Source organism: Flavobacterium coralii (genome assembly GCF_019891545.1).
Taxonomy (GTDB): domain Bacteria; phylum Bacteroidota; class Bacteroidia; order Flavobacteriales; family Flavobacteriaceae; genus Flavobacterium; species Flavobacterium coralii.
On the sequence record NZ_JAHDIU010000004.1, the window covers coordinates 51,517 to 74,216 of the forward strand.

Sequence of the window (22,700 nt, forward strand, 5' to 3'; positions counted from 1 at the left end):
TCTTATACAATAATACTTGGTGAGTAATTGGTATCACTTATAAACCCAAAATTCTTATTTTAGAAAAATCAGCTTACTCATTTTTTAACTAAAAAAGCCCTTCCACAGAAAGGAAGGGCTTTGAAAATTGTATCGTTGATTTATCAGTTTATAATCTTCTTAATTACATTACCTTTTTCAGTTATAATGCTGAATATAAGCAACTGGTTTTTAGGCATTGCATTTGTAAAAATTACGGTATTCGTATTGATATCCTTCTTCTCCAGGATTTCCCTGCCATGCACATCAAACACCTTTACCGAATGTAATTGTGTACTGCCTGCATCTATGGTTATAACCCCATCCTTTTGGTAAAGGACTACATTTTGTGCTGAAGCAAATGCAGCATTGCCAAGAGCCTCCATAGAATATACTATTTCAAACCTTTCATTTATCTGGCCTGCCCCGGAATTAAAGGTATAGCCGGTCTCTTTCAGGTTTACAACCTGTTGTTCTTCTATATCTTTAAGGTAAATTTCATCTACATCTGTAAAAACACCATCTAAATTATCAAGTGCAATGGTATAAGTACCTGCCTGTGATACACTAAAGCCTACAGGAACTACATCCTGCACTGCAAATTCTCCCCTTGCCTGCACAGAAAGGTTTTCTCCCATGGCAGTTGTGTACAGCGCAATAGGGCCATCGTTTGCCGAGCGTCCGTCCCAGCCATAATCTATACCTGTTGTTGTTTGTGCATTATAGGCAATTGCCGCCTGGCTAAACTCGCCGTTAACACCTGTAAAGTTGAGCCAAAGCCGTGATATTGCACTATCAACATTATTATTTTCCGCCTGGCGGAAAAACTGGCCATTATTGGCTATAGCACGCATACTGTTATTAAATACTATAGGGCTGCTGTCAACTTTTACAAAAAAGCCCTGTCCCGGATTAATAACCCAGTTAGCCGGATTACCTGTAAACGTACCAGAGCCTGTATCGCCACCAGGAGCCTCGTTAGCAACATAAGCAGCCATAGTTATAGTGGCATAAGTAGAGGTGGTTGCAGAGGTGTCATTACGCTTCCTGAAAAAGTAAAGCGCTGAACCCGGTTCTATTATACCTGTATTTTCGGTATAAAAGTCATGTATATTAATAGGTGAAGGATATGGGTTGCCCACCATATTAAATCCGTTGGCGGTATTAGCCACAGGAACTGTTATCTCTCCGTTATTAAGTGTACCCGTAAAGTTACCAGTCCATTGTACACCCGGAGTTTCGCTGTCAACATATGGCGGGTGGTTATTCGGCATACGGATAAGATAGCCATACCCAGGTTCAAAATCGGTAACAGAAGGATTTAACCCTGTATATATATCCAGATTTTCGCTGTAACTGTAAAAACGTGTCGGAACTGTATTTGGCGAAAAATCAAGCAGGTTTTGCCCTTCTACAGGAGCCGACCAAATGGTATAGTCAAGCCTGTACAGCGGCGAACTAAGCTTGGTAACGTTTGCAGTACCGGTATTAGCTACATCATTAACCTGTATAAGGTTGGCGTTATCTTCTATTATAAATTCACCACCTTCTTCAATGTCAACGGCGTTTGTTACAATAAGGTTTCCGCCGCTTTCAATGGTAATGCCTGCATTACTTAAAACAGTAATGCTCCCTGCCTGTGCAGTAACACCACTCTCAATTACCGGCAGTACTGTGTTTTCGTCAACAACTACATCATCATCAGCCGAAGGCACCCCCCCGCACCAGTTGCCGGGGTTGCTCCAGTCATTATCAACAGCCCCTGTCCAGGTATTCGCATTTATCGTTACTGAAGCCACTGTTGAATACTGCACAGCGCACACGCCGCTTTGCACTACAGCCCTGTAGTAGGTAGTCTGGGTAACATTACTGAAATTATAGCTTGTTGTTGTGTTGGTTATCTGAACCACTCCCGAAGTAAAATCAGCAACCGGAGAAGACTCCCATCTTAAAATACTGCCCGTATGCCCTGTAAGGGTAAAGGTACCGCTGTTTGAGGTTGTACAGAACGTAAAGCCGCCGCTTAATGAACCGCCAACCGTTTGCGGATTCACCGTTATAGCGACAGATGAAGAATTTTGCTCTGAGCACATACCGCTTTTAACTACAGCCCTGAAGTAAGTTGTTTGGGTTAATGCACCTATTTGTGCTGATGTTAATGTAGTTGATGTATTGGTAATATCGGTTACACCCGATGTAAAATCAGCTGAAGTGGAGCGTTGCCATTTTACAACGCTTCCTGTATGGCCACTTAGTGTAAGGTTTGCAGGTGCGGTTCCTGTACAAATTGTTTGTGCAGAAGATACCGTACCGCCGACTGTCTGTGCATCTACCGTAAAGTAGGCTTTATAGTTTGCACCATTATTACTGGCATAAGCAGTACCACCCTGGCAGGTAATACTCGCATCTGAATATACCTCGAAAGTATAGTTACCGGCAGATAATCCCGCTAAAAGGTTGGTGTTGAAATCAAGTTTTTGCCACCGTTGATTTACACAACCATTGGATGAATTTTCTGAAAACCAGTTTAATGCGTTGGAGACAAAAGCCCCGCCGGAAGTTCCGGTTTGGTAAATACGGTAGTAAAGCCTCGTGCTGGTAAGGTCGCAGCCGTTGCATTTAAAAATATTATGCTCAGCTCCTTTAAAGATTAAAGCGTTGGTATTGCCCGCGCAAAAAGCACCGAGTTGTGCATCATTAAAATCATAATTGCCAGTGTTGGCATTAAGGTCATAATACAGGTTACTGCTATTGTTTATACTTAAAACAATATAAGTTGTATTAAAACCTGCACTTTGTGCTATAGCCCCCCCTCCTGTGGCTATTAACATCAATAACAACAGTATTCTTTGTATCATAATATGGCCAAAAGTTAAATATTAAATAAAATTAGCTATTTTAATAATACAAAATTAACACGTATGTCATTATTGATTTTCTACAACGTTTTCGTGTTGATAATTTTTACTATTTATGTTATAAAGTTACGATTATGATTAATTATTAATAACTAAAAATTAATTGCTATTTGTAGTGAATTTATTTATTCTTATTAACAGATTGTTAATTATACTACATGAATTAACAGGAATGCTTGAAAATCAGCAAATAAAAACGTATTTTTACAACATTCAACTTTATGCGCAACTAAAACCACACCTATTATGAATTTTCTACCGGAAACCATTATTGCCTTTGTAGTGCTGGCCGGTATTATTATTTATGCAATTACCGCAAAAGCCTACAGGAAGAAAAAGATTAAGTTACTGGCAAAGTACAGGCAGGCAAGAAAAAAGTCGATACAATACCAGGATACCCTCAGCACTTATATTCTTAAGCATAATGTTCAGCACGAAGTTTTTGTACACGATACAACTTATGGTGAATACCTGAAGCAATTGCAAAAGCACCATATTAAAAACCTCTCTGAAAAAGGATATCAAAGATTAAGGCGTTCGCCTGTGCTTATAAAGCAAAACCTGAAAAAGCTGGAGCGTGAAGAAGCCTGGCTCAAAGAAGCCGGAAATCACCTTTCAGTACTAAGGGAAAAAGAAACAGCTTAGTCAAGCTTTACCTTTGGGTTGGGGTTGGCTACAATATTCGAGGTGTCATAACCACCGAATTTCTTAATATAGCTTTTAAGCGATGTGCCAAAACCGTCCCTGAAACCGTTTTTACCGTTACTCTTAAGAAAGTTTTTTACAGAGCCTGCCCCGGCAAGGTGCGCAGCAGCCAAAAGCCCTGATTCGGTTATTTTAACGCCCTGTATAACCCTGCCTTCATAGCGTGATATCTCATGGCGAAGCTCCCATTTATTTTTGGCTAAAAGTGCTTTAAAAGCTCTTTCCTGCAGCATGGGGCTGTTTAAGAATTCTTTTGTGTTGTTGATGCCAATGGCACGTAGTGTAGTTTTGCCAAACTGGTACTTGCCCATATATCCGTACGGATTAACCAGTTTATATAAGCCCTGCGATTCTTTTATGGCTATAGCCTGCTTAAAGCCTATATACGATTTCCCGGTAAAAGGAACTGTTACCTTTGCTGTTTCGTCTATTTCAGGAACATCAGGAACAGTATAATTATAAACTTCATCTTCGGCTAAGTGAAAGCCTTCTATTTTACCAAACTGTTTTGCCTTGGTTAAAGTAAACGAAGAGCTAACGGCTCCAATAAAAATGGCAAGCCCTACAAAATACATCCACTTCTTTATCATATATGGTGTTTTCTCACCGTCTGTCACCCTGGTGAATTTCACAGCTGGCAAATATACGATAAAATTATTTAACTGAAATACAAGACATTAGAATAAGCAGTTAACTTTAACATAACGATTTGCTGATTTTGAAACACAGTTTCTCATTCTAAAGCCTTACAAATGTTAGCCTAACGCGCTTTACAGATAACAGCTTTTTTAAGGTAAATTTTAACACAAAAAAACCGATGACGATCATCGGTTTTTAATAATAATTTAAAGTCTCTTTTATCTTACAATTCCGAGTTTTTGTACCCACGCATGGTATTTCCTTGCGTTTTCCTGGTGCTGTGCCGCTGTAACGGCAAACTCATGATAACCGGGCTTTGTTGTACTGGCGCAGAAATAAATGTAATTGTGCTTTTCCGCATTAAGTACTGCATCTATAGCAGAAATATCCGGCATGGCAATAGGCCCCGGCGGCACTCCCTGATTTTTATATGTATTATATGGCGAATCTGTCAGGAGGTCTTTATTAAGTACCCTTTTTATAACCTGATCAAAATCGCCTGATTGTCTTTTAATGGCATAAATTACGGTAGGGTCGGCTTCCAGCTTCATGCCTTTTTGCAGGCGGTTAAGATAAACTCCCGCAACGCGAGGGCGCTCATCCTCCTTTACAGTTTCTTTATGAACAATAGCGGCAAGGCTCGATACCTCAAGCGGCGTCATGTTAAGCCTCTCGGCTTTGGCAAGCCTTTCTTCGTTCCAGAATCTACGGTATTCCTTAGCCAGTTTTTCCCTTACTTTAAGCGCAGAAGTATCCCAGAAAAACTCATAGGTATTCGGGATAAACATGCTTAACAGGTTATCTTCTGTAAAGTTGTTTTCTTCAAGAAAGGTTTTATCGGTAAACACCTTAAGCAGCGTAAGGCTGTCCGGCTCTATTTGCTGCGCTATCCTGCCAATGGCACGCTCAAGTGTTTCCTGGTTGTTAAACGAAATATTTACCGGAACTGGTTGGCGTAACGCATTGATAATGTCGTTGCTGTTCATGCCTCTTTTAAGTATAAACTTACCCGACTTAACATATTGCGGATAGGATTTTTTATCGGCAACCATATTAAAGCGTTCCATATCGGCAATATAGGGCTTCACGCTGTCCTGCACCTGATTAAAGGTTGCACCGGTAGGAATATATATTGCTACCCTGTCTTCAGAAAAAGCTGTATTTTCAGAAAAGATATCTTTATAAACAAGATACCCGTAAATGCTGCCGCCGATAACCACAACCAGCGATACCAGCGCAATAATCTTTCTTAGTTTCAATTGATGATGTATTAATTTTCTTTGATTAACTGATAAAATGCCTCGTCATAAAAAACACCGTCCCTTTTATTCCAGCCTTTTTTTACTCCCGAACATTCGAAGCCAAAAGTAGTAAAAAGCGAAACACTTGCAGCATTCGCTATATCTATATTTGCATAAAGCTGATGCAGTTGCAGCCTGTTAAACGCATATTGTATAACCAAACCCAGCGCTTCGGCACCATAACCGTTGCCGCGCTGCGCCTCTTCCTGTATAACAATACCTACACCTGCCCTTTGGTTTAACGGGTCAAACTCAAAAAGATCTATCAGCCCGATAGCTTTAGTCTCCTCTTTTAAGCATATAGCGAGCCGTAGCTGCTTGGCTTCAAAAATATCCTGATGTGCATTTTCGAGATACTGCCTTATTAAAAAGCGGCTGTATGGAGTAATGGTGTTGCTAACCTGCCAAATCTTTTCATCATTTTCAAGGCGGTATATAAACTCAAGGTCTTCAGGCTCTAATGCCCGCAAATGGATGGTATTTCCGGTTAGGGTTACCATTCTGCCTCTCCTTTAAAAACATAAGTGGCAGGTCCGGTGAGGTAAATTTCTGTAAACTGTTTACCTTCCTGCTTAAAAGTAACTTTCAGCAGTCCGCCCGGCGTCTGCAACCTTACAGTGTTGGCGGTTGTTTTGTTTAGTACTTTCATGGCAATGGCCACGGCTGTAACGCCCGTACCGCATGAAAGGGTTTCATCTTCTACCCCACGCTCATAGGTACGTACTGAAAATTTGTCATCTTCATTCTGGTTAACAAAATTCACATTAGAGCCTTTATCGCCATACATACCACTGTACCGTATGCTGGCTCCTATTGCCTTTACATTCATCTTACCTAAATCATCTGTCATTTCTACATGGTGTGGCGAACCTGTATCCAGAAAAACATAATCTTCATAAACCGTAACGGTATTTACATCCTTCATGTGCAGTGATACCATACCGTCTTCCTGTATTACGGCGTGGTGCTTACCATCTACAGCAATAAAATCGGCTTCATCATCTATTACACCTAAAAGGCTTGCAAAAGCCACAATGCATCGTCCACCGTTACCGCACATACTGCTTTCGTTCCCGTCAGCGTTATAATATACCATACGAAAATCGGCATCGCTTGCGTTTTCCAGTAATATAAGCCCGTCGGCACCAATGCCAAACCTGCGGTCGCACAGCTGGTTTACAAGTTTGGTATCATTTTTGGGAAATGTATTATCGCGGTTATCAACCATTATAAAATCGTTTCCCGTACCTTGGTATTTGTAAAATGTATGTGGCATTTAGTATAGATATATAAAGGGCAAAAATAACAAATAATCGGCTGGTAACCACAGCAACTTACTATAGTAAAATATAACTTTAACTATTAACCGTTTTAATTAAATACTGTTTACAAATATGAAAAAATTTTCAGGCTTACTTCTTGTGGCGCTGCTTAGCGGAGCCACCACGCTTGGGGGTTATAAATTGATATTTGATGAAGATGTAAACAATACTTCTGCCTTATCAGTTGCCCCGGCACAAAACAATTATACCAGAACCGTTGGCTATGGCGCAGAGAACATTGATTTTACCGCCGCCGCCGACCAGGCTGTGCATACTGTTGTTCACGTTAAGAACGTGTCATACTCTACCGCACCCAATAATCCTTTTATGGAATTCTTTTACGGTTATCGCGGTGGCGAGCAGCAGGCACAGGTAGGCACCGGCTCGGGGGTTATAATTACCGAAGATGGTTATATTGTAACCAACAACCACGTTATACAAAATGCATCTGAACTTGAAGTTACCCTTAATAACAACAAATCGTATAAAGCACGATTAGTGGGTACCGACTCTAAAATGGATATTGCGCTGCTTAAGGTAGATACTGATGAAAAACTGCCTTATGCAACATTTGGTAATTCTGACAATATTAAAGTTGGCGAATGGGTGCTTGCGGTGGGTAATCCTTATAACCTTACCTCTACCGTTACAGCAGGTATTGTTTCGGCAAAGGCACGTAATCTAACTAAAGACGGACTGCAGTCTTTCATACAGACAGATGCTGCCGTTAACCCCGGTAACAGCGGTGGCGCACTGGTAAATACACGCGGCGAACTTATAGGCATTAATACCCTGATTACTTCTATGACCGGCTCTTATGTGGGTTATTCGTTTGCTGTACCATCTAACGTGGCACGCAAAATTATTGAAGACATAATGGAATATGGTAATGTGCAGCGTGGCGTACTTGGTGTGCAGGGTGGCGAGCTTAATGCTTCTGTATCTAAAGAACTTGGTATTAACGAAACCAACGGGTTTTACGTGAACAGCGTGGTTAAAGGATCGGGCGCAGAAAAGGCAGGCGTTAAAAAAGGTGATATTATTGTTGAAATAGATAACAGAGCCGTAAACGGATTCTCTGACCTTAACGCAGCCATTGTTACAAAAAGGCCTGATGATGTGGTAAGGGTTGGCATTAACCGCGATGGCAGGAGGATTACACTGCCGGTTAAGCTGTCTAAAAACGAGATATACTCTTACAGTGGTTTAGACCTTGAGAACCTTACCGCTGCCGAGAAAAAGAATCTTAAACTAAACTATGGCGTAAGGATTAAGGATATAACCGACGAGCGTTTTATGCCTTATTATGAAGACCTTAAAGGTGGTATTATACTTAGCATTGATAATGTTAAAGCTAAAGATATAGAAACTGTTTCAGATGTGTTGTCGTCTAAAGGGCCAAATGAGAAAACCCGCGTGGAGATGGTAACACGCAATGGCCAGCTTGTACGCTTTTACATATAATACTACATAACACCAATTATATAAGCCCCCTGCATGTGCAGGGGGCTTTTGTTTTACACAACATAATAATAACGTTTGCGTAAACAGCAGCACGGCATGGTTTGGTAATTTTGGCGCAAAAGCACACAAAAAATTATAATGAGGAAAAGAACCGTACGCAGGCTGGAGTACTTTCTTCACTTTTTAACGGCCCTACTTTTACTGATAAAGGGTATACACGAAATAAGCAAAGGGCTTTATTACCCCGGAATAATAATAGCCGGCCTTTCGCTTGTCGTTTTTACAATCATATTTTTCTGGAGGAAACTCAATATTAAGCCAAAGCAGGCAAGGGTTATTTGCTGGTACCTGGAAGCTCCTGCACTGCTGGTTAGCTCTTATATGTTGTATCTGGAAAAAAAGGAGTTTATGCCTTACCTGTTCTTTCTTGCCGCGGTTATGTATCCGGCTATGGGTTTTATCTCTTCCAAAAAATTTAAAAGGCTTCGCAAATCCGCTTCCTGAATTTATAAAGAGTTGCATTAAAAAAAGGGGCTGCCTCATATAGAGACAGCCCCTTTTACATAGTAACACTATTATGAATTATCTTCTTTCTATACCATCAATTGTCCTTACCTCAGCGCCTGCATCATTAAGTGCGCTCATCACTGCATCATAATCAGAGGTGTCTATATCATTTACAAATGCGGCAGGAACAATTACAATCCTGAAAGACTGGTTATTTATAAATTCAGGGGCTAGTGACAGGTCAAAAGTTGCGTCAGCATAAATTAAAACATCATTAGCTGTAAAATTAAAATCATAATCAACCTCATCAGGACCACCTAAATAAATTGTTCTTGGTATTTGCTGCCATGCAGAAAAACCGTCATCAATTACATTTCTGTAAACAAGTACAACGTCCGATTCAAAAATCGCAGGGTTTAACGGATAAAGTAGCTGGTAACGCCCTGTGTTGTTATCAAATGTAAGGTTAACATTACTTAGCTGTTTGTTTTCACCAATGGTGTCATTATCTACATAAACATCGTCGTCGTTGTTACAAGAGGTAAAAGTTAGTGTGCCTACCACTGATAAAAGTAAAAGTATCTTTTTCATGTTAAATAAAGTTTATTGTTAGTACTATGTTTCCAAAAACTGAACCAAAAAATCATTTAGTACTGATTTTTTAGAAATTTTATTTAATTTATCTTTGTTTACTATGGAGCAGAATCTCAAATTATATATGGTTTTACTGGGCTGCACGCCTAAAGGCCGCTTGACTGAGCAGCATGATATTTTTTTCGGAATCGGTACTTCCGTACAGGAACTTGTGCCCCAGATGTATAATTTCTGGCCGGATGGCGGGCAGTTGCACATAGATTCGTGGCGCGAAGTAACACAGGTTGGCGATTACGTTGTTTCCATAACACAGCATACTGAAGAGCAACAGGAGCAAAAACTCTTTTTTATTAACCTTGGCGGCTATAAAGCAGGCGACTTTGAAGAATACCACTATAAAACCCTGATAGCTGCAAACACAATGGGCGAAGCAGTCAAGGCTGCAAAGCAGTCTGCTTTTTATAAGCACTATAACCTTAAAGGCGGTGGCGAATCGCACGTAGATGATAAATTTGCGCTTGATGCCGACGACCTTCATAATGTTCAGGATGTATTACCTGAAAATGTAAGGCGGCAGTACTCAATTATCCTTACACAAGCTACTACTAAACAGGATGATGAACTGCATATAGGCTATACCAAAATAGGTAAAAAGCCTTAGCTCTCTTTCACCAGCCTCCAGGCCTTGCCTTTATACATATCTATAGAAAACATATAAACACCATCCTGAAGGGCACTTATATTAATGACTGAGTCTTTACTCCTGAGCGTTCCTTTCATTACTGTTTTGCCAGCCATATCGGTAATTTCAAAACCTGTAGATAGTGTATCATCCCTTAAAACAATGTGCAGTGTGCCGTCAGTCGGATTTGGGTACAGCATAACTGCGTCTTTACTATTTATTTGGCTTCCCAAGTCCGCTTCACTGAGGTAATTTTCCAAAAAAGCAGAAAGATCATAATAACCCAGCTTAGGTTGCACATTTACAAACGGTGCCTGTATAAACCTTTCATTGCTCACAAAATAATGCAAACCATCAGTAGTGGCTATGCCTTCTGTTTGATGAAAGGGCGCCGATATGTTAACTTTGCGTTTGTTACCGCTAAAAAAATCATTCCCGCTAAAATCGTATAACAGGTAAAAAAATGGCTGCAGCAGTGTGCTGTAACCAATTAATACAATTAGTTTTTTATCTTCTACATAGGCTGCTCCTGTTATTAGCCCGTCAACATTATATGTAGTTTTAAGCGCAGCACTATAGCTTCCTGCTGTTTTGGGTAAAGCATACACACTTGTCTGTTTGCTTACCCATTGCTTTGTAAACAGGTACAGGCTGTCCTGCGTGGCAATAAAAGCCTCGCAGTCAAAATTAGTATTGTTGCCACCAGCAGGTGTAAAATCGGTTTGGTTGGAATAGGTAAAATTGATGTAGTCAATCTCTGGGGTTAAATCCGATAATGATGATTTCCTCACTTTAATTATCCTGAGGTTTTGCCTGTTGCCATTGGCATTGTTGCCAAAATCACCAATATAAAAATATTCACTGTCATGTGTTATATCCTCCCAGTCATAATTTATTACACCCGGTAAAGCTATAATTTGGTTAACTGATGCTGTCAGTGTGTCTAAAGCATACAAACTACTGTCGTTGCTATCGTTGTGGGTGTACAGGTAGCCATTCCACAGGGCTTGCCCTGAGGTTTCGCTTACTACTCCCGGCAACTGTACAGTTGTAGCAGGAAACACCGTAGCCTGGGTATAGATACAGCTGCCATTATTAACAACAGCCGAAGCATTATAGTTCTGTGCCAAAACATCTGTACAGCCCTGTGGCTGTGCATAAAACTGCATAGCGAACAACAGAGTTATTAATAGATAATTATAGTTTTTCATAGCGCTATTTTTTAGTGTGGTATTATAAATATATGAAGCATAAACAGCAAACCCAATGCATTTATAATAAGTTTAGGATGGCCTTTACCTAAAAATTCGGGAAATGCAAAAAGGATATTTAAGAATTAAAATTTTACCTTTGGGGCTCATTTAAAACTCACGCCATGATATATAAATTCAGAGTAATTCTTGATGCGGAAGAAGATGTTTTCAGGGATATTGCCATACAGGAAGAAGATACGCTGGAAGATTTGCACAATGCCATAGTTAATGCCTTCGGGTTTGACGGAATGGAAATAGCCTCGTTCTATACCTGTGACGAAAACTGGACTCAGGAAGATGAAATACCGCTTTTTGATACCGGAGATGAACCGGGTGAACAAAAAACAATGGCTGATTACCCGCTTAACAGCATACTTACAGAGGAAAGCACTAAGATTATATATGTGTATGACTTCCTGAATATGTGGACGTTTTTTGTTGAGCTTGGCGCTATTGAAGAGCCTGAAACGGGTGTAAGCTATCCGGACCTACTGTTCTCTCATGGTATAATGCCGTTATCTGCTCCTGATAAAAACTTTGAAGCCGCGGAAGGTGAAGACATGTACAGTGACTTTGATGATGATTATGACGATGAAGACCTGGATATGTTTGACAATGATAACTTTGAAGATTTAGGTTTTGACGAAAGCAACTGGAACTAATTAATGCTGTTACTTAATAGTATATATAATGATTAACCTGTTTAACACACACATAGAAAGCCTGTCGGTGCACCGTGTGGGCAATAAAAGCCGTAACGAAGCCATTTTCCTTTCAGAACAGCCTTACGGGCTTAATGACGAGATTGTACCGCTTTTAAAAGAATACTTTTTTAAGCCTTTTCGTGATAAGGAAGAAAACTACTTTCAGTTTGCGCACGATGTGCATTTAGATTACCACGACATGTACACCCTTGCTACTGAAATTTTTAATAATCCCGGGGCAGTACATGAGGTTTCTAAAAAAATAACCAAGCACTTGTTTGAGCAGTCTAACCACCCGCACATAAAAAACGGTGAGGTTTATATTGCTTATCTTACTAATGTAAGCATAGATAACAATGTTACCGATGCCATTGGTGTTTTTAAAAGTGAAATAAAGACCGACTTCCTCCAGTTTGAAGAAAGGGGCACTAACCTGGAGCTGTTGCTACAGCAGGGCATTAACCTGAATAAGCTTGACAAAGGTTGCCTTATATTCAATTACAAAAAAGAAGAGGGTTATAAAATACTGACAATAGACAGTAACCGTTATGATGCCCGCTACTGGCTGGAGCACTTCCTTTCGGTAGATGCTTTTCAGGATGAAAATTTCATGACCAAAAAATACATGAAGTTTGTTCAGGATTTTGCCAAAGATGTAGTTTTGCCTGCAGAAGACAAAAAAGAAGAGGTTATGTTCATGAACCGTTCTGTAAACTATTTTGCCAAGAACGATGAGTTTGAAGAAACCAACTTCTTAAATGAAGTACTGGATAACCCCGACCTGATACCTGAGTTTAGGCACTATAAAACAGAGCGTGCGCCAAAGTACAGCATAGAAGATGTTACCACCTTTCCTATTGCTAACGCAGCGGTAACAGATGCAAGAAAGAAAATCAAGAACATTATTAATCTTGACACCAACATACAGATAAAGCTTGACTTTGTTAACCCGGAAAGCGCAGAGAAATTTGTAGAAAAAGGATGGGACGAAGAAAAACAAATGTACTACTACCTGGTATATTTTAATAAGGAGCAAAAAAGCTAACCTATTTAAAAATGACTACAAAGGAGCCTTTACGGCTCCTTTTTTGTTAAACGCATGATAAATCTTACATTAAATACTGAATTTTTACGTTACTTAGTCGGAAAACTATAGCTAAGAAAGAGGAGGCGTAAAATGTATTTGAGGATAAAGCTGCTGTTACTGCTGCTGTTGTGGTGTATTGCCCCTGTGGCTGCCCAAAATAACCCTGCACAAAAAGATTCGGTAAAAGAAAAGCGCGATGCCATGTATAAAAGCATACAGGACTACTCTAAGCGCAGCAAGTTTACCAAATTTGTACATAAGCTTATTTTTAAGCCTGTAAAAGAGAAATCTCCCTCTAACAACAGGAAGAAAGAAAAGCAGCGCACACCCGAAATGCAGAATAATTTTCTGAACGTTGAGGGTAAAATAATCCGAAATATAAAAATAGAGACGCTCGACCCTTTTGGGTATTCTATATCAGATACTACCCGCCTGCCGGATAACTGGCTTGAGAAATTCGGTAACCGGGTCCACTTAAAAACAAAGGAGTTTACCATTCGTAACCTGCTTCTTTTCAAAAAGAATGAAAGGCTTGATTCGCTGCTTGTAGCGGAATCAGAACGTCTTATTCGTACCCAGCGCTATACCCGGAGGGTAGATATAACACCTATACCCATAGCTAACAGCAAAGACTCGGTAGATATATATGTAAGGGTTCTCGATTCCTGGAGCCTTATACCTAATGGCTCGGCTTCGGGCACCGGCACCCGCTTAGAAGTTACCGAGCGCAACTTTTTTGGGTTGGGGCACGAATTTGAGAATGATTTTGACAAGCGTTTCAACACAGGGGAAACATCATACCTTGCCCGCTATCGTGTACCTAACATAGTAAACACATATATAGATGCAGAGGTTATTTACCAGATATGGCGCAGCGATAACTCCCTGAAAAGTGTGGGCGTGCAGCGTCAGTTCTTCTCCCCTCTTACACGCTGGGCAGGTGGCGTTTACCTTGAAGAGAGGCTGGTTAGGGACTCACTGCCGGACATTGAGGGCGTGTGGGCCATGCATAACCGCAAATCGGCAGCCCAGGATTACTGGGCGGGCTATTCTTTCAAGATATTTAAAGGTTTTACCGAAGAAGACCGAACAACCAACCTCGTTACCACCGGGCGTTATTTTAACCAGAGTTTTAAAGAGCGTCCCTCGTCCGTTTATGATTCTATCAATTTTTATTCGGATGAAAAACTTTACCTGGCAAGTGTGGGTGTTACATCGCGTAAGTTCGTGCAGGACAAATACCTTTTTAATTATGATATTGTAGAGGATATACCCATAGGTAAATTATATTCGGTTACTTTTGGGCGGCAGGACAAAAACTTTGAACACCGGCTCTATCTCGGCGCACGTTATGCCTTTGGTAACCTGTACAAATGGGGTTACCTGAGTGCCAATGCAGAAGTCGGCTCCTTTCTGTATGATGAAGAACTTCAGCAAACGGTTTTCAGGTTAGACATGTTGTACTTCAGTAACGTTCGCGACTGGGGTAACTGGCGTTTCAGGCACTTTATAAAACCCTTACTGGTATTGGGTTATAACCGTATGCCTATTATAAAAGACCAGCTTAACCTTAACGGCAATACGGGCATAACAGGTTTTGACAGCCGTACAACGCTGGGCACAAAAAAGCTGATGCTCACCTTCCAGACACAGTCGTATTCCCCGTGGAATTTATCAGGCTTCAGGCTTAACCCCTTTGCCAGTTTTACAATGGGTGTTATCGGCGACAATCATCATGACCTTTACAAAAGCCGTATTTATTCAAAAATCGGCGTGGGGCTGCTTATCTACAATGACTATCTCGTTTTTAACAGCTTTCAGTTGTCATTGGCCTATTTCCCCTCTATACCCGGACAGGGTACAAATATCCTGCAAACCAACACCCTTAAAAATGATGATATTCTATTGCCGAATTACCAGATTGGCAAACCGGTAACAGTACCTTATGAATAACATTCTTTTCTTTAAAAAATAAAAACTGCGTAACATTATCGGGTATTGGTCGTCAAAATAAGTAGCAAACCATAACAATCTTATTTTGGAAACTATTTTAACCATCAATAACCTCGATAAAAGGTATGGCGCAGTACACGCTGTAAAAAATGCCTCTTTCGAAATTAAAAAGGGTAATGTTTACGGGATACTCGGCCCCAACGGCAGCGGAAAATCGACTACACTTGGCATTATACTTAATGTTGTAAACAAAACATCCGGCAATTACAGTTGGTTCGGCGGCAGGCTCGATACGCACAGCGCATTAAAAAAGGTTGGCGCCATTATAGAGCGCCCTAACTTTTACCCATATATGACCGCTTACCAAAACCTAAAGCTGGTGTGCGACATTAAAGGCATACCCTACAGTAAAATAGATGAAAAGCTGGACGTTGTCGGGCTGCTGGAAAGAAAAGACAGTAAGTTCCGCACCTATTCACTGGGTATGAAGCAAAGGCTGGCTATTGCCTCTGCCCTTCTAAACGATCCTGAAATACTGATACTGGATGAGCCTACCAACGGGCTTGATCCGCAGGGCATACGCCAGATAAGGGATATTATAAAACACATTGCCGCCACCGGCACTACTATACTGCTTGCCTCTCACCTGCTGGATGAAGTAGAAAAAGTATGCAGCCACGTTGTGGTAATGCGCCGAGGCGAAGTGCTTTATACCGGCACCGTTAGCGGAATGACAGCCAATGAAGGATTTTATGAACTCAAAGCTGCCGATATGCAGTCGCTTAAAAGTGCAGTGCAAAGCCATCCTGCCATAACAGCAACAGAAGAAAACGAAGACAAACTGCTTGCATACCTTAACGCGCCGCTGAGTGGCAGCGAACTAAACCGCTATCTTTTTGAAAAAGGCATTTGCGCAGAACACCTTATACTGCGCAGGTACAGCCTTGAAGAGCAGTTTATACAACTTACATCTAACACCGCCACCACTAACCAATAACACCAAACCAAATGAAACGCCTTTTAACTATAGAACTGCAAAAGCTCTGGAAAAACAGGGCAAGCAAAGTACTCATAATCGGTTATTTTGTGCTGCTCTCCTTTATAGCGCTGCTTGCTTCAGTCAACTTTAAAATAATAGGGATAGATTTCCGCCTTGCCGACCAGGGTATCTTTAATTTTCCGTATATCTGGCACTTTAATACGTTTATCGCCGCTGTACTTAAGCTATTCCTTGCATTGGTAATTGTGTCGATGATGTCTAACGAATATACTTACGGCACCTTAAAGCAAAACCTGATAGACGGGATGAGCAAAAAAGAATTTGTGCTCTCAAAATTCCTTACAGTAGTTTTATTTGCTACAGCTTCTACTATCTTCATTTTTATTATGTCGTTACTGCTTGGCTACAGCTTTTCTTCTTATACAGAAACATCTATAGTTTTTACAGATGTGAGTTACATACTTTGGTATTTTATAAAGCTGGTTGCCTTTTTCTCTTTCTGCCTTTTTGCAGGTATATTAATAAAACGCTCGGCATTTGCAATAGGTTTTATATTGCTGTGGAAGGTTGCAGAATGGATTATTTATGGCCTGCTGCGCTGGAAAATAATTAAAGACGGTGAAATAACTGACAGCATTATGGGTTTCTTTCCGCTGGAAGCAATGTACAATTTAATAAAAGAACCTTTTACCCGCTTTCAGGCCTACAAAGCCTTGGAAAACCTCAACTCGGGCACCGTGAACGAAAAGTACTACGGCACACATTGGTATGAAGTGTTAATTGTGATATTCTGGACGGCATTCTTTATTTTTATGTCTTACAGGAGATTGAAAAAGAGAGATTTGTAGTATCTTTGCAGCCGCTATGGAAACAAGGCTGTCATACTACTACACGTTATTTTTTTCGCTGCTATACATAACAGCATCAGCACAATACATTCAGGTTAACGATACATATACCGCACAGCAACTGGTGCAGGACGTGCTTGTAAACAGCCCGTGTGCATCAGTTTCTAACTTTTCGGTATCGGGTGCCAATTATGACACAGGCGAGCAAAGCTATGGCTACTTTACTGCTGCCGGTTCATCTTTCCCTTTCCAGAATGGTATTATCATCAGTACGGGCAGGGCTATCGGGGCAGTAGGCCCAAATACCTCTTTGCTTGACGACGGTGGCGGCATGAACTGGCCGGGTGATATCGACCTGCAGGCGGCGCTCAACATTAACAATTCTGTAAACGCTACAGTACTGGAGTTTGATTTTATACCGTTAGGTAATAAAATAAGCTTTGATTACATGCTCTCTTCAGAAGAGTATCATGATACCGCACCCTGCACCTATTCAGACGGGTTTGCTTTCCTGCTCAGGGAAGCGGGCAGTACAGGGCCTTACCAAAACCTTGCGGTAATACCCGGCACGCAGACACCTGTAAAGGTAACATCGGTTCACCCTGAAATACCTGGTGGCTGCCCAGCCGTTAACGAAGAGTATTTTGGCGCTTTTAACGGCAATGAACACCCAACCAACTTTAACGGGCAGACCACTGTGCTTACAGCCGAGGCTAATGTTACTCCGGGCGTACTCTACCACATAAAGCTTGTAATTGCTGACGAAGGCAACTACAGGTATGATTCCGCTATATTTTTAGGCGGCGGCAGTTTTGATGTAGTTACCGATTTGGGCAGGGACAGGCTTTTTGCAAATGATAATCCGCTGTGCGCAGATGAAACCCTTGAACTTGATGCGGGCTACCCTAACGCTCAGGGTTACCAGTGGTTTAAAAATGGCAGCGTGTTAAGCGGTGAAACCAATGCAACATACACTGTAATTGATGAAGGCGTGTATAGCGTGGCGATAGATTTAGGCTCAGGCTGCACTACAGAAGGCGAAATAACTATAGAATACGCAACACTGCCACCGGTAGTAAACACTACCCTTATTCAGTGTGATGACGATAATAACAGGCTAACCACATTTAATCTTGACCTTGCAACAATACTGGTAACCAATGGCAACCAGGACCTGATTGTTAATTACTACACCAGCCGTGAAAATGCCGAAAACGGCATAGATGTTTTAGGCGACTTAACCTCTTTCCAGAATACAATAGCTAACCAGCAAATTTTTGCAAGGGTACAAAACCGCTACGGCTGTTACTCAATAAGCACGGTTACGCTGGCAACATCTGCAAACGGTGTTACGAGTCCGCAACCCATAGAAACCTGCGACGATGATGATAACAGCGACGGTTTTTATGTAACCGACCTGACCCAGAGGGATGCTGAAATACTACAGAACCTGCCGGCCAACCTGCAACTGCAATATTTTCTCAGCGTGCAGGATGCCCTTGAAGCTGTTAACCCCATACCTGACCCGGAGAATTTTGAAAATACAGTGGCCGGAGGGCAAACGGTATATGCCCGTATTTTTAACGGCAGCGAATGTTACGGCATTGCAGAAATAGAAGTTATTGTTTACTATTTTGGAGACCCATCTGTAGCGGAAGAGATTTACCTGTGTGAGGATGGCTTTATAATACTCGATGCAGGCAATGGCTTTGCATCTTATAGCTGGGACACCACTCCTGAACAGAATACACCGCGCATAATTGTAACAGAACCCGGCACTTATACCGTTACTGTTACTAATAATTTTGGTTGTACAGGTACAAAAGCCTACCGTGTAATATTAACAGGTAAAGCCACTGACGCTTTATTTGACATTAATGATTTTAATGGCAGCGACACCAATACCATTACCGTAGAGCCACAGGGGCCGGGCGATTATGAATATTCCATGAACGGCATTACCTATCAGGATTCACCCATTTTTGAAGGCCTCGCAGCAGGAGAGTATATTATTTTTATCCGTGATAAAAACGGATGCGGAGTTTATACCGATACGGTTTACGTTTTAGATTACCCAAAATATTTTACTCCAAACGGTGACGGGGTAAATGAAACATGGCGCATACCCTATATGTTTAACAGGCCCGGCATAACAGTAACTGTATTTGACCGTTTCGGTAAAATAGTAGCCGGCTTCCGTGGTAACAGCAGCGGGTGGGACGGCACACTGAAAGGAAATAAACTCCCATCTACCGACTATTGGTTTGTTATTGAACTCGAAAACGGAAAATTAGTAAAAGGACATTTTGCGCTAATACGTTAATTTTTATATATTTATAAAAATTTAACGCCATCCTTTCGTGAAATGTATTTTCCGCCTTTTATGGTTGTGCATTTTAACGTCCGGCAGCCTCTACGCTCAAAGCGATTGCCCGGACGCAATTATTGTGTGCGGAAATGACGACTACTATGGCCTTAATGCAACAGGCATAGGCGTACAGGAACTCGGGCCAAATGCCTGTTTCAGTGCCGAAAATAACAGCCTGTGGCTGAAGATCATGATTAAGGAGGGCGGCACACTTGGCTTTACCCTTACCCCCGAAGAAATTGATGACCTTGTGGTAGATTTTGACTTCTGGATATTCGGTCCCGATGCCGCCTGCAGCAGCCTGGGTACTGCCATACGCTGCTCTACTACCAACCCCCTCGCGGCAGGATTAAGCTATAACACTACCGGGATGAACGATACTGAAACAGATGTTTCAGAAGGGCTGGGGCCTAACGGTAACTCTTTTGTGCAGTGGATGGATGTTAACGATGGTGACATTTACTACCTGATAATCGACAGGCCGCATGGTGCATCTAACTTTTCTATTGAATGGACAGGCAGTGCCACTTTTCATGATATACCTGTTTTTAATAATCCGGATAATATTCCGCTGGATATGGTGCAATGCGATAATGACGGCATTACAGACGGTAAATCGATCTTTGACCTTACAGTTTACCAAGAAATGTTCATCGGTTCACAAACAGGTGTGGCACTCACCTACCACCTTTCTGAAAATGACATGATAACGGGTGAGAATGCAATACAAAATCCGCAGGCATTCATCAACACAGAACCTGTACAAACCATTTATATGCGCATGGCAGATGTAGTTACCGGGTGCTATTCAAATCTTACCTATACAATTGCCGTTACACCCGGCATTGGCAGCCTTCAAAACTTATATGCATGTGATGATGATGGCATTGCCACCTTTAACCTGGCAGAAAATGATATTGCCGCAGCAAACGGAAGCCTTAATGCAGTTGTGAGCTATTATGCTTCTCAGGAGGAAGCCGAATTAGCTGAAAACAGTATAGGTCCGTTATATCAAAACTTAGTGCCTTACCAACAGCAAACAATATGGGCAAGGCTGGATAAGGCTGACGAAGGCTGTGTTGATTTTGCAACCTTTACCATCAATCCGCAATATATACCTATGTTTGCTACTGAAGGAGGACTGCCCCCTAACCTGTTGCTTTGCGATAATGACGGCTCTGCGGATGGGTTTAGAGTATTTGACCTGACTATTAATGAAAACGCCATGCAGGGCAGTCAGGAAAACATCATCTTTCAATACTATGAAGATATGGCCGGGCTACCCGCACCAAACCCTATAGCTTTTCCTGAACAATATACCAATGTTTTTAATCCGCAAACCATACACCTGAAAATAGAAAACACTATTACAGGCTGTTATACTATGGCTACGTTTATGCTTACCGTTAGTCCCGGGGCGGGCACACCGCAAAACCTGAGCCTTTGCGATGAAGACGGCATAGCTGTATTTGACCTTTCGGTTAACGATGCGGCTGTTGCCAATGGCAGTACCAATGCACAGGTAAGTTATTACACATCGTTACAGGATGCACAGGAGCAGGAGAACAGTATAGGCTCCCTTTATGAAAATACAACAGCATTTGCGACACAAACAATATGGACAAGACTGGATAAACCCGCCGAAGGCTGCACCGATTTTACGAGTTTTACCATTACTCCGGTACAGCCCCCGCAGTTTAATGTACCGGGGCAAACATTACCTCCTGTTATAACCTGCGATAATGTTGGTGAAGAAGATGGTATAGCTACATTTAATATTACTGCTAATGAAGCCCTGCTTTCAGGAAACCAGCAGGGGATTATTTTTACCTACTATGAGGATGTAAATGGCAGCCCATCACCAAACCCGATTGCAAATCCTGAAAGTTATACCAATACTCAAAATCCACAGCTTATACATATACTTGCAACCAACAGCACAACCGGCTGTACTGTTACAAGTTCTTTTAACCTGCAGGTGATACCGGGCGCAGGCACACCTCAAAATCTTTACGGCTGTAGCGAAACAGGGTTTACGGTTTTCGACCTTTCACAAAATGATACTGCTGTAGCCAATGGCAACAGCCAAGCTGTTATCAGCTATTATACCTCTGAACAGGATGCACAAAACGGCACCAATGCTTTAGGTAACCAGTACCAGAATTCGGCGGCATTTACACCTGAATATATATGGGCGCGTAGTGAAATGCTGAATGGCACCTGCTATGAAATAGTATATTTTACCATTAATGTTTTACCTGAACCTGTTTTGCATAACCCTGACAATATTGCACTCGAGATAACAAAATGCGATGATGACGGGGTAAATGATGTTTCTACCCTTTTTGATATTACCATTTATGAAGAAATGTTTATCGGCAGCCAGCAAGATATAGCCATAACCTACCATACTACAAGCCAGGGTGCGCAAACCGGAGATAATGAAATTGAGAACCCAACGGCTTACGCTAACACTGCAAATCCGCAAACTGTATATGTACGGATGGAGAATACCCTTGCGGGGTGTTATACTACAACATCATTCCCTATTAATATTGATTATACCATACCTACCGGCATACCGCAGGATTTGCTGTTATGTGATTTTGAAGGAAACGGTTTGCAGATATTCGACCTTTGGCAAAACAACGAGCTTGTGAGAGATGGAAACAGCAGCGCAGCAGTTACCTATCACACAACCGAACAGGATGCTGAAAACGGAATTAACCCCCTGCCCCGTTTTTATATAAACTCAGAGCCTTATTTTAATGAAGAGATATGGGCACGGCTGGAGAATACTGAAGGATGTTTTGGCTATGGCATAGTGCCATTTATCATTGGCATACTGCCTATACCTGATACTGATTACAATATCAGTATTGTTGACTTTACAGATAACGAGAATTCAGTTACGATTAACATGGAAAACAATCCTGAAGGTTTTGAATTTTCACTTGATGGTAGTACCTATTCCGAAAGTAACCTATTTGAAAACTTAGAACCCGGATTATATACCATATATGTACGCTCTAAAGACAACTGCACATCATTTACCATAGAAGCGCCAGTGCTGAATTACCCCCGCTTTTTTACACCAAACGGTGACGGAGCCAACGAGGTTTGGAATGTTAACTATATCCGATTCTTTCCCGATGCGCGTATTACGATATTCGACAGGTATGGCAAGCTTATAAAAAGCTATATGGGTAAAGAAATGGGTTGGGAAGGCACCTATAACGGTGAAAACCTCCCTTCTACCGATTACTGGTTTTTGCTGGAATTTGCTACAGGTCGTAAAATAAAAGGGCATTTTGCGCTTGTTCGTTAAATTCTAATC

General features: G+C 41.4%; 18 protein-coding genes. 11 read left to right on the plus strand and 7 right to left on the minus strand.

Translation table 11 applies throughout. From position 1 onward, the window contains the following. Positions 1 to 143 precede the first annotated feature (143 nt). On the minus strand, positions 144 to 2,876 hold the full coding sequence (locus KJK34_RS07565) for a RemA C-terminal-like gliding motility protein (RefSeq protein WP_223053261.1): 2,733 nt from the start codon (positions 2,874 to 2,876) through the stop codon (positions 144 to 146). A 306-nt stretch (positions 2,877 to 3,182) separates the two neighbouring features. Here KJK34_RS07565 and KJK34_RS07570 point away from each other — a divergent pair, with 306 nt between their 5' ends. Beyond that, on the plus strand, positions 3,183 to 3,581 hold the full coding sequence (locus KJK34_RS07570; RefSeq protein WP_223053262.1) for a hypothetical protein: 399 nt from the start codon (positions 3,183 to 3,185) through the stop codon (positions 3,579 to 3,581). Here the strand turns inward: KJK34_RS07570 and KJK34_RS07575 are convergent. From KJK34_RS07575 to dapF, 4 genes are all read right to left on the minus strand, one after another. Continuing rightward, positions 3,578 to 4,273 (minus strand): peptidoglycan-binding protein LysM, encoded by a 696-nt coding sequence (locus tag KJK34_RS07575; protein WP_438839205.1) that lies wholly within the window; start codon positions 4,271 to 4,273, stop codon positions 3,578 to 3,580. The genes KJK34_RS07570 and KJK34_RS07575 overlap by 4 nt on opposite strands. A 225-nt stretch (positions 4,274 to 4,498) precedes the next feature. Continuing rightward, complete coding sequence (gene mltG / locus KJK34_RS07580) at positions 4,499 to 5,539, minus strand: endolytic transglycosylase MltG (RefSeq protein WP_223053263.1); 1,041 nt, start codon at positions 5,537 to 5,539, stop codon at positions 4,499 to 4,501. Positions 5,540 to 5,550: 11 nt separating this feature from the next. Beyond that, complete coding sequence (locus KJK34_RS07585; RefSeq protein WP_223053264.1) at positions 5,551 to 6,081, minus strand: GNAT family N-acetyltransferase; 531 nt, start codon at positions 6,079 to 6,081, stop codon at positions 5,551 to 5,553. Beyond that, on the minus strand, positions 6,075 to 6,857 hold the full coding sequence (dapF, locus tag KJK34_RS07590; RefSeq protein ID WP_223053265.1) for a diaminopimelate epimerase: 783 nt from the start codon (positions 6,855 to 6,857) through the stop codon (positions 6,075 to 6,077). The genes KJK34_RS07585 and dapF overlap by 7 nt, the downstream gene beginning before the upstream one ends. 118 nt (positions 6,858 to 6,975) lie before the next feature. Here dapF and KJK34_RS07595 point away from each other — a divergent pair, with 118 nt between their 5' ends. Continuing rightward, complete coding sequence (locus tag KJK34_RS07595) at positions 6,976 to 8,367, plus strand: trypsin-like peptidase domain-containing protein (RefSeq protein ID WP_223053266.1); 1,392 nt, start codon at positions 6,976 to 6,978, stop codon at positions 8,365 to 8,367. 138 nt (positions 8,368 to 8,505) lie between these two features. Further along, a complete protein-coding gene (locus KJK34_RS07600; protein ID WP_223053267.1) occupies positions 8,506 to 8,871 on the plus strand; it encodes a hypothetical protein in 366 nt (121 codons plus the stop codon). A 78-nt stretch (positions 8,872 to 8,949) separates the two neighbouring features. On the opposite strand, the gene KJK34_RS07605 is transcribed toward KJK34_RS07600, so the two are convergent. Beyond that, positions 8,950 to 9,465 (minus strand): hypothetical protein, encoded by a 516-nt coding sequence (locus KJK34_RS07605; RefSeq protein WP_223053268.1) that lies wholly within the window; start codon positions 9,463 to 9,465, stop codon positions 8,950 to 8,952. A 103-nt stretch (positions 9,466 to 9,568) separates the two neighbouring features. Here KJK34_RS07605 and KJK34_RS07610 point away from each other — a divergent pair, with 103 nt between their 5' ends. Then, the gene (locus KJK34_RS07610; protein ID WP_223053269.1) at positions 9,569 to 10,129 is read left to right on the plus strand and encodes a DUF1543 domain-containing protein; all 561 of its coding nucleotides are present in this window, start codon (positions 9,569 to 9,571) and stop codon (positions 10,127 to 10,129) included. Here the strand turns inward: KJK34_RS07610 and KJK34_RS07615 are convergent. After that, a complete protein-coding gene (locus tag KJK34_RS07615) occupies positions 10,126 to 11,361 on the minus strand; it encodes a T9SS type A sorting domain-containing protein (RefSeq protein ID WP_223053270.1) in 1,236 nt (411 codons plus the stop codon). The two genes, KJK34_RS07610 and KJK34_RS07615, sit on opposite strands and share 4 nt — an antisense overlap. Positions 11,362 to 11,525: 164 nt before the next feature. Between KJK34_RS07615 and KJK34_RS07620 the strand changes: the two genes are divergently transcribed. From KJK34_RS07620 to KJK34_RS15315, 7 genes are all read left to right on the plus strand, one after another. Then, a complete protein-coding gene (locus KJK34_RS07620; protein ID WP_223053271.1) occupies positions 11,526 to 12,065 on the plus strand; it encodes an IS1096 element passenger TnpR family protein in 540 nt (179 codons plus the stop codon). A 28-nt stretch (positions 12,066 to 12,093) separates the two neighbouring features. Then, positions 12,094 to 13,152: a nucleoid-associated protein gene (locus KJK34_RS07625; protein ID WP_223053272.1), complete on the plus strand. Its 1,059-nt coding sequence runs from the start codon at positions 12,094 to 12,096 to the stop codon at positions 13,150 to 13,152. 132 nt (positions 13,153 to 13,284) lie between these two features. Continuing rightward, complete coding sequence (locus KJK34_RS07630) at positions 13,285 to 15,147, plus strand: BamA/TamA family outer membrane protein (protein ID WP_223053273.1); 1,863 nt, start codon at positions 13,285 to 13,287, stop codon at positions 15,145 to 15,147. A gap of 85 nt (positions 15,148 to 15,232) precedes the next feature. Then, positions 15,233 to 16,144 carry an ABC transporter ATP-binding protein gene (locus tag KJK34_RS07635; RefSeq protein ID WP_223053274.1) on the plus strand — a complete coding sequence of 304 codons (912 nt, stop codon included), beginning with the start codon at positions 15,233 to 15,235 and terminating at the stop codon, positions 16,142 to 16,144. Between the two features lie 11 nt (positions 16,145 to 16,155). Then, positions 16,156 to 16,995, plus strand: coding sequence for an ABC transporter permease (locus tag KJK34_RS07640; protein ID WP_223053275.1), 840 nt, complete (start codon positions 16,156 to 16,158; stop codon positions 16,993 to 16,995). 16 nt (positions 16,996 to 17,011) lie between these two features. Continuing rightward, on the plus strand, positions 17,012 to 19,318 hold the full coding sequence (locus KJK34_RS07645; protein WP_223053276.1) for a T9SS type B sorting domain-containing protein: 2,307 nt from the start codon (positions 17,012 to 17,014) through the stop codon (positions 19,316 to 19,318). Positions 19,319 to 19,355: 37 nt separating this feature from the next. Continuing rightward, positions 19,356 to 22,691 carry a T9SS type B sorting domain-containing protein gene (locus KJK34_RS15315; RefSeq protein ID WP_223053277.1) on the plus strand — a complete coding sequence of 1,112 codons (3,336 nt, stop codon included), beginning with the start codon at positions 19,356 to 19,358 and terminating at the stop codon, positions 22,689 to 22,691. Positions 22,692 to 22,700: the final 9 nt, after the last annotated feature.

Coding starts and splice junctions, on each gene's coding strand:
- KJK34_RS07565 (WP_223053261.1), bottom strand. CDS start 2,876: ATGATACAAAGAATACTGTTGTTATTGATGTTAATAGCCACAGGAGGG.
- KJK34_RS07615 (WP_223053270.1), bottom strand. CDS start 11,361: ATGAAAAACTATAATTATCTATTAATAACTCTGTTGTTCGCTATGCAG.
- KJK34_RS07645 (WP_223053276.1), top strand. CDS start 17,012: ATGGAAACAAGGCTGTCATACTACTACACGTTATTTTTTTCGCTGCTA.
- KJK34_RS07585 (WP_223053264.1), bottom strand. CDS start 6,081: ATGGTAACCCTAACCGGAAATACCATCCATTTGCGGGCATTAGAGCCT.
- KJK34_RS07630 (WP_223053273.1), top strand. CDS start 13,285: ATGTATTTGAGGATAAAGCTGCTGTTACTGCTGCTGTTGTGGTGTATT.
- KJK34_RS07605 (WP_223053268.1), bottom strand. CDS start 9,465: ATGAAAAAGATACTTTTACTTTTATCAGTGGTAGGCACACTAACTTTT.
- KJK34_RS07620 (WP_223053271.1), top strand. CDS start 11,526: ATGATATATAAATTCAGAGTAATTCTTGATGCGGAAGAAGATGTTTTC.
- dapF (WP_223053265.1), bottom strand. CDS start 6,857: ATGCCACATACATTTTACAAATACCAAGGTACGGGAAACGATTTTATA.
- KJK34_RS07570 (WP_223053262.1), top strand. CDS start 3,183: ATGAATTTTCTACCGGAAACCATTATTGCCTTTGTAGTGCTGGCCGGT.
- KJK34_RS07595 (WP_223053266.1), top strand. CDS start 6,976: ATGAAAAAATTTTCAGGCTTACTTCTTGTGGCGCTGCTTAGCGGAGCC.
- KJK34_RS07600 (WP_223053267.1), top strand. CDS start 8,506: ATGAGGAAAAGAACCGTACGCAGGCTGGAGTACTTTCTTCACTTTTTA.
- KJK34_RS07625 (WP_223053272.1), top strand. CDS start 12,094: ATGATTAACCTGTTTAACACACACATAGAAAGCCTGTCGGTGCACCGT.
- KJK34_RS07640 (WP_223053275.1), top strand. CDS start 16,156: ATGAAACGCCTTTTAACTATAGAACTGCAAAAGCTCTGGAAAAACAGG.
- KJK34_RS07610 (WP_223053269.1), top strand. CDS start 9,569: ATGGAGCAGAATCTCAAATTATATATGGTTTTACTGGGCTGCACGCCT.